Source organism: Gammaproteobacteria bacterium (genome assembly GCA_037388465.1).
Classification (GTDB): domain Bacteria; phylum Pseudomonadota; class Gammaproteobacteria; order SpSt-1174; family SpSt-1174; genus JARRKE01.
The window spans coordinates 1-7,632 of sequence record JARRKE010000090.1; the positions used below are offsets into that span (position 1 = coordinate 1).

A 7,632-nucleotide genomic window follows, 5' to 3' on the forward strand; every position below is an offset into this window, starting at 1 on the left:
CTGGGGCACGACCTGCAGCCCGCCGCCTACGCGCCCGACGGCCTGGTGGAGGCCTGCGAACTGCCCGGCCATCCCTGGCTGATCGCGGTGCAGTGGCATCCGGAGCTCACCGCCGCCACGGACCCCGTGCAGCAGGGGCTGTTCGATGCCCTGGTGGAGGCCGCGGGCGGTTCCGGTTAGGCAGGGCGGCTCAGACCGCCTCGCCCAGCATCAGCGTGCGGTAGGCGACCAGATCCTCGATGGACAGCACGGGCATCCCATAACGCTCCGCAAAGGCGACCACCTCGGGCAGACGCGCCATCGTCCCGTCCGGGTTGGTCAGCTCGCACAGCACGCCGGCGGGGCGCAGCCCCGCCAGACGCATCAGGTCGACGGTGCCCTCCGTATGCCCCCGGCGGGACAACACGCCGCCCGGCTGCGCGCGCAGCGGAAAGACGTGCCCGGGCCGGGCGAGATCCTCGGGCGCACAGTCGTCGGCGATGGCCGTGCGGATGGTGGTCACGCGGTCAGCGGCGGAAACGCCGGTGGTCACCCCGACCCTGGCCTCGATGGAAATGGTAAAGGCCGTGCCGTTACGGCTGGTGTTCTCGTTTACCATCATCGGCAGACGAAGCCGCCGCACAGCCGTATCGGTCAGGCACAGGCACACGATGCCGCTGCATTCGCGGATCAGCATCGCCATCTGTTCGGCGGTCACGCTCTCGGCGGGGAAGATGAGGTCGCCCTCGTTCTCGCGGTCCTCGTCGTCGACGAGCAACACGCCTTTGCCGTTACGCAGCGCATCGAACGCATACTCGACACGGGTTCGGGCGTCGCCGAATCGATCCAATAAAGAGGTATGGTCATTCTGATTCATGGATTGCTCCCAGTGGGTTCCAGAATCAGGGCATAGCGGGACATGCCGGCAGCACCGGCAAACAGGCGCGACGAACCCGGCGATGGCCAGATCCGCGGATGCCTTATTCTCTCCCATCCGGACTGTCACCGTCGGCTCCGGCATCTCACCGGATCTGCTGACCCTGCACAGGCAGGCGCTCGCGGGCTCTTCCGCGCTTAGCGGAAATACCGCCGGTGGGGAATTTCACCCCGCCCTGAGAATAAGTGGTCAAACTCGCTCTTGTGAGCGGGGCTCAACATACCGCCGATTTCATGCGCGGCGCAACCTAGCCGTACAGCGCTCAGCCGGCGAGCGCACCCCTCTTCGATTCTGCCCGCTCGCGCAGTACCTGCGCGGCCGCCACCATGTTGGCGAGCGCTGCCTCGGTCTCCGGCCAGGCGCGGGTCTTTAACCCGCAGTCGGGATTGACCCACAACCGCTCCGCGGGAATGCGCCCGGCGGCCTTTTCCATCAGATTCACCATTTGCCCGACGGTCGGCACGTTGGGCGAGTGAATATCGTAAACGCCGGGGCCGATCTCGTTGGGATAGTGGAAGGTCTCGAATACATCCAACAGCTCCATATCGGAGCGCGAAGTCTCGATGGTGATGACGTCCGCATCCATGGCGGCGATGGCCTCGATAATGTCGTTGAACTCCGAATAGCACATGTGGGTGTGGATCTGGGTCTCGTCCCCGACACCGTTGGCGGCGATGCGGAATGCGCCGATGGCCCAGTCGAGATAAGCCTTCCACTGCGTCTTGCGCAGCGGCAGCCCTTCGCGCAGGGCCGCCTCATCGATCTGGATGATGCCGATGCCGGCGCGCTCCAGGTCCAGCACCTCGTCGCGGATCGCCAGGGCAAGCTGCAGGCAGGTTTCAGAACGGGGCTGATCGTCACGCACGAACGACCAGTTGAGGATGGTCACCGGGCCGGTCAGCATGCCTTTCATGGGCTTCGCGGTCAGCGACTGTGCGTAGCTGATCCACGCCACCGTCATCGGCTGCGGTCGCGATACATCGCCATAGAGAATGGGTGGCTTGACGCAGCGCGAACCGTAGGACTGCACCCAGCCGTTGGTGGTGAAGGCAAAGCCGTCCAACTGTTCGCCGAAGTATTCCACCATGTCGTTGCGCTCGGGCTCGCCGTGGACCAGCACGTCCAACCCGCACGCCTCCTGAATTTTCACCGCTTGCGCAATCGCCTCACGCATGTGCGTCCGGTAGACGTCGGCGTCGATGCGCCCGGCCTTGAGGTCACGCCGCGCCGCGCGGATCTCCGCTGTTTGCGGAAACGAACCGATGGTGGTGGTGGGAAAAAGCGGCAGATTGAGCCGTCGCTGCTGGACTTGGCGGCGCTCCGGATAAGGACTGCGGCGTGCGCCCATGGCCTCATCGACGGCTTCCATGCGCCGACGCACCTCATCCCGGTGCAGTCGCCTCGATGCACAACGCGATTCCATCGCCGTGTCGCTCGCCGCCAGGGCGTCCGCTACATCCTGGCGGCCCTTGCTCAGAGCGATTTTCAGCGCACCAACCTCCTCCAATTTCTGGACGGCGAAGGCGAGCCAGCCACGTAGCTCGTCATCCAACCGTTCCTCGTCGGCCAGGTCCACCGGCACGTGCAGCAGCGAGCAGGACGGAGCGAGCCACAGCCGCTTGCCCAGCTTCCGGTGCAGGGGCTCGAGCATCTCGAGCAGCATCGTCAGATCACTGCGCCAGACGTTGCGCCCGTCGATGAGGCCGGCGGAGAGCACCTTGTGGCCGGGCAGCCAGTCCACCACCTGCTGCAGCTGCCCGGGGGCACGCACCAGGTCCACATGCAGTCCGTCCACCGGCAACTGACAGGCCAGTTTGAGATTCTCCTCCAGGGCGCCGAAATAAGTGGTCAGCAACAGCTGCGGCCGGCCGGCACCCAGGCGCGTGTAGGCCGACTCGAAGGCGCGCTGCCAGGGATAAGGCAGATCGAGCACCAGGATCGGCTCGTCGATCTGCACCCACGCCACCCCCTGCGCCTTAAGCCGCGCCAGAATCTCGCTGTAGACCGGCAGCAGTTCATCCAGCAGATCGAGGCGGTCGAAGGGCTCGCCCTTCACCTTGCCCAGCCAGAGCCAGGTCAGCGGGCCGATGAGCACCGGGCGCGGATTCACCCCCAGCGCCTTGGCTTCTTCCACCTCCTCGAACAACCTGCTGGCAGCCAGATGAAAGCGCTGCCCCTTGTGCAGTTCGGGGACGATGTAGTGATAGTTGGTGTCGAACCACTTGGTCATCTCGCAGGCGTGTACCGGCTCACCGCTCGGGGCCCGGCCGCGGGCCATACGGAAATAGGTGTCGAGGTCCGCCGCCTCCGCCGTACCGTGAAAACGCGGCGGCACGGCGCCGAACATCACGCTGTGGTCGAGCACGTGGTCGTAGAGCGAGAAGTCCCCCACCGGCACCTGGTCGAGTCCCGCCGCCTGCTGCAGCCGCCAGTGCCGCGCGCGCAGTTCGCGCGCCGCTTCCAGCAAAGCCTCGCGATCTGACGTTCCCTTCCAGTAGGCCTCCAACGCCCACTTCAATTCGCGCCGGGCGCCGATACGGGGAAAGCCAAGATTGTGAGCAATGGTCATGGACGACTCCTTTTTCGGTTATTCGCTTTGCATCCAGTCTGGGGAGGGCCATAAAATGAATCAAACGATTATTTTTTGTTAAAAACTTGAATTATTCTCATGCTAAAGCTGCATCACCTCCATAGCCTTGCGGCGTTGCGCGACAGCGGTTCGCTGGTGCGGGCCGCCGAGCGGCTGCACCTTACCCAGTCCGCTCTCTCCCACCAGCTCAAGGAACTGGAGGAGCGACTGGGGCTGCAGCTGTTCGAGCGCAAGAGCCGCCCGCCCCGCTTCACCGTGGCCGGGACGCGGTTGCTGGCCCTGGCCGACGAACTGCTGCCGCGGATCCGCGAGACGGAGCGCGACCTCGCGCACATTCGCGGCGGCCAGCATGGACGATTGCACATCGCCGTGGAGTGCCACAGCTGCTTCGACTGGCTGATGCCGACCATGGAGCGCTATCGCCGCGATTGGCCGCAGGTGGAACTCGATATCTCCATGGCGCACAGCTTCGAGCCTCTGCTAGCGCTCGGCCAGGGCGAAGTGGATCTGGTCATCACCTCCGACCCGGTGACGCAGCGCGAACTCGCCTATCACCCCTTGTTCAGTTACCAGAACGTACTGCTCGTCCCGCCTCGCCACCGTCTGGCCGGAAGCGTGTGGATCACGCCGCAAGATCTCACCGAAGAGACGCTCATCACCTATCCCGTGGAAACGCAAAGACTGGACGTCTATCGCCGTTTTCTCGCCCCGGCCGGCGTGCAGGTGGCCCGCCGCACCAGTGAGTTAACGGTGATGATCCTGCAGCTGGTGGCCAGCGGCCGGGGGGTGGCGGCGCTGCCCCAATGGGCGGCGAGCCAGGCCGTAGCCAGCGGGCAGGTAATCGCTAAACCGTTAGGCGAAACCGGATTGTGGAGTACGCTTTACGCGGCCGTGCGCGGCGAAGAAGGGAAGAACGCCTATATGGAAGCGTTCGTTCAGACCGCCCGGGAGACCTGCTTCGAGGTGCTGGAAGAATTGCGCCCCATCGAAGAGGCGTCGTGAAAACCGCCCGGCGCCGGCTCAGAGGTGACGGTAGTTGTGCGCCGTCAGACGTACGTGGCCGTAGCGCCACTCCAGGCGGGTGAGGCAGGCATAGGGGGTGATGACCTGCTGGGTCGACGCCAGCGGCAGGCCCAGGGCATGCACGAGGGTGGCGCGGATCACGCCTGCATGCGCCACCACCAGGAAGTGACCGGTCTCGCGCGCCACCAGGGCATCCAGCGCGGCACCGACGCGCGCCACGAATTCGCTCAGCGGTTCGGCGCCGGCGGGCCGGTGTTGAACGGGATCACAGTAATAGGCGGCATGCAGCTCCGGCTCCGAGGCGCGCACTTCCTCGTGGCTGCGCCCTTCCCAGGCGCCCATACCCACCTCGCGCAGGCGTTCGTCGATCTCCAGCGGTAGCCCGTGCTCGGTCGTGTAGGCCTCGGCGAAGCTGCGGCAACGCTGCATGGGGGAAGAGACGACCTGCTCCCAGCCGGGATTGTCGGCGACCGCCGTCCACATCTGTTCCCAGCCGGCTTCACTCAGAGGATCGTCGGCGCCCGAGCCGCGATAGCGGATACCACCGACCGGTTCGCCGTGACGCAGAAAATCGATAGTCAGCACGGCCCTACTCAGATGATCCAGCCACCCAGCGTCATCAGGGCCAGGATGGTCACCCACAGGACCAGGGTGCGGAGAATCAGGCTGTGCACCATGGACAGGTGCGTGCTGATGGCCGTGGCGTCCAGCTTGCCGGCCAGTACGGCGTCCAGATCAACGGCCTTGGCGCCGCTCTCGCCAAGCAGGGCGCGGTTGGCGTGCAGCAGGTTGGACCAGCCGCTCAGCACCCAGTGACGCCATACCGGCATCACCGCGTTGAAGTGGCCGGTCAGGCCGTAGCCCAGCGCCGCCAGGCGGGCGGGAATCCAGTCCAGCAGCCCCACCCAACGCTGGGCCAGCCCCTGCAGCGACGTTTCCTCTTCGGCGTTGTCGAGCATGAGCTGGACGCTGAGGCGGTACAGCAAAGCGCCCACCGGGCCGAGCAGGACGAACCAGAACAGCACGGCGAACATGCGGCGGTTGGCCTCGAAGAAGGTCGCCTGCGTCACGGCCTGAACGCGCTCGGTGATATCCGCCGAGGCGTCCTCGCCGATCAGCGCGCTGGCGCGGATCTGTATCTTGTCCGCGTCGCCCATGGCCTCGGCCTCGACATAGGCGTCGACCTCGTTCTCCAGATCGCGGGGACCGAAGCAGTAAAGCAGCACGGCCAGGTTGAGCACCAGCTCCAGCAGCCCCAGCAATACGCCGTCGAACCAACTCTGCAGAATCCAGACGACCAGCAGCGGCGGAATCAGGATGGCGGCGAGCGCGATGGGGCCGCCCAGCAACCCCATGCCGGCCAGTCCCTGACCCAGCCAGGCGTCATAGGTCTGGAACCAGCGCAGGCGGCGAAAATCGTCCATGGCGCCCACGAAACGCTCCAGAAACAGGGCGAGCAGCACCGAAATCAAGGTCATGACGGGGTCCCGGGTTGTTATTGGTAGTCGCTGAATATCGTCATGATGATACATCACCGTTCCGCGGGCCGCAGTCGGCGGCCGCGCAAATACGCTGATGACAAACCGATTTCCGGTCAGGCCTCCCGATGTGGCGCCCGGGCCTCCAGGCCGGCGCGCAGGCGCGCCCAGTCGAAGGCCGGACCGGGATCGGTCTTGCGGCCCGGCGCGATCTCGGAATGGCCGGCGATGCGCTGCGCGGAAAGCGTCGGATAAGCGACCAGCAACGCCTCGATCACCTCCCTCAGCACACGGTACTGCACGTCCTCGTAGGGCGTGTCGTCGGCGCCTTCCAGCTCGATGCCGATGGAAAAGTCGTTGCAGCGCGGGCGTCCCGCGTAACTGGACTGCCCGGCGTGCCAGGCGCGGCGCTGAAAGGGCACGTACTGCACCAGCCGGCCGCCGCGGCGGATCAGCAGATGGCTGGACACCTCCAGCCCCTCGATTTCCTTGAAAAAGGGATGCCGCGCGGGATCCAGCCGGTTCATGAACAGGTCGTCGATCCACGGCCCGCCGAACTCGCCGGGCGGCAGGCTGATGTTGTGGATCACGATCAGCTCCGGCACCGCCTCATCCGGGCGTTCGTCGCAATTCGGCGAGGGCAGGAAAAACGCCTCATCCAGCAGGCCGGTAATGCGGTCGACCTTCATGGCGTTTCTTCCGCGGGCTGGGCGAGGCGGTCCGCGATCGCCCTCTCCAGCTTTTCCAGAGACGCCTCGCACTGCAGCGCGGCATGGTATTCGCCGTCCCGGTACAGCAGCAGCCCCGGCAGGTGAAACACATCCAGCTCACGCGTCAGCGCCAGGTCGCGCTGTGCGTCGACCTCGAATATCGGCAGCTCCGGGTGATTTTCGGCATAGCGTTCCAGCAGAGCGCGCCACACCTTGCAGGCCCCGCAGTCCGGCCCGAAAAAGAACACCAGCGCCGCGCCCTGTATCTCCGCCAGGACGTGGTGATAGTCGAATTGATCCAGTGTTTTCAGATGCGTCACCCGGACATTGTCCCCGTTCGTTCGGGGGGGCGTAAAGGGTTGGGTCGTGAGGGGGAGTTGGTGAGGGGTGAGGAGTAAGCTGCCACTAGAAATGTTCGTGGTTTGGTTTCGTGAGCTGGGTCTTCGGTTAGATAGCTCTGAGGTTTTGTTTCGCACGCTAAAACGCTGCGATTTTCTTATCTAACGTCTATTAATGCGTGCGAGCCCCTTTCTTTGTTCGCCCAAAGAAAGAGGCGAAAGAAATGCGCCCCCACCACCTTGGCCCTGCGGGCTACCCTCGCAGCCACTGTCTTGCGACGGGCACGGTCCGACGCGACGTCCTGTCGCGGCGAACCTCAGCCCGGCGTCCCTGCCGGGCTGACCCTGCAAGCCACCGGTCGCTCGGCAAGGCGGGACGGGGATTATTGGTGAGGTGTGAGAAGTGAGGGGTGAGGCGAAAAGGCACCACCCTCCTCTTCACGCCTCACTCCTAACCCCTAACCCCTCACGATCTAGTCCTTTACGCCCCCCCGAACGAACGGGGACAATGTCCGGGTGACGCATCTGAAAACACTGGATCAATTCGACTATCACCACGTCCTGGCGGAGATACAGG

Annotated in this window: 8 protein-coding genes and 1 riboswitch; of the genes, 2 read left to right on the top strand and 6 right to left on the bottom strand. The window is 64.9% G+C overall.

The window, feature by feature from the left end; translation table 11 throughout:
* On the top strand, positions 1-180 hold a 180-nt coding region (locus tag P8Y64_12665), incomplete at its 5' end, for a gamma-glutamyl-gamma-aminobutyrate hydrolase family protein (protein MEJ2061318.1).
* Positions 181-190: 10 nt separating this feature from the next.
* Here the strand turns inward: P8Y64_12665 and ribB are convergent.
* Together ribB and metE are read right to left on the bottom strand one after the other, a co-directional pair.
* Positions 191-856, bottom strand: a complete 666-nt coding sequence (gene ribB / locus P8Y64_12670) for a 3,4-dihydroxy-2-butanone-4-phosphate synthase (GenBank protein ID MEJ2061319.1) — start codon at positions 854-856, stop codon at positions 191-193.
* A 101-nt stretch (positions 857-957) separates the two neighbouring features.
* Positions 958-1,103: riboswitch (FMN riboswitch) on the bottom strand.
* Positions 1,104-1,178: 75 nt separating this feature from the next.
* Positions 1,179-3,485: a 5-methyltetrahydropteroyltriglutamate--homocysteine S-methyltransferase gene (metE, locus tag P8Y64_12675; GenBank protein ID MEJ2061320.1), complete on the bottom strand. Its 2,307-nt coding sequence runs from the start codon at positions 3,483-3,485 to the stop codon at positions 1,179-1,181.
* 99 nt (positions 3,486-3,584) lie between these two features.
* Between metE and P8Y64_12680 the strand changes: the two genes are divergently transcribed.
* Positions 3,585-4,508, top strand: coding sequence for a LysR family transcriptional regulator (locus P8Y64_12680; protein ID MEJ2061321.1), 924 nt, complete (start codon positions 3,585-3,587; stop codon positions 4,506-4,508).
* 18 nt (positions 4,509-4,526) lie between these two features.
* On the opposite strand, the gene P8Y64_12685 is transcribed toward P8Y64_12680, so the two are convergent.
* The 4 genes from P8Y64_12685 to P8Y64_12700 all read right to left on the bottom strand — a co-directional run bounded on the left by P8Y64_12685 (position 4,527) and on the right by P8Y64_12700 (position 7,037).
* Positions 4,527-5,114 (bottom strand): histidine phosphatase family protein, encoded by a 588-nt coding sequence (locus P8Y64_12685; GenBank protein ID MEJ2061322.1) that lies wholly within the window; start codon positions 5,112-5,114, stop codon positions 4,527-4,529.
* Positions 5,115-5,122: 8 nt separating this feature from the next.
* A complete protein-coding gene (gene ampE / locus P8Y64_12690) occupies positions 5,123-6,007 on the bottom strand; it encodes a regulatory signaling modulator protein AmpE (protein MEJ2061323.1) in 885 nt (294 codons plus the stop codon).
* Positions 6,008-6,123: 116 nt separating this feature from the next.
* Complete coding sequence (ampD, locus tag P8Y64_12695; protein MEJ2061324.1) at positions 6,124-6,696, bottom strand: 1,6-anhydro-N-acetylmuramyl-L-alanine amidase AmpD; 573 nt, start codon at positions 6,694-6,696, stop codon at positions 6,124-6,126.
* Entirely contained in the window at positions 6,693-7,037 is a 345-nt protein-coding gene (locus P8Y64_12700) for a thioredoxin family protein (GenBank protein MEJ2061325.1), read from the bottom strand. The genes ampD and P8Y64_12700 overlap by 4 nt, the downstream gene beginning before the upstream one ends.
* Between the last annotated feature and the right edge of the window lie 595 nt (positions 7,038-7,632).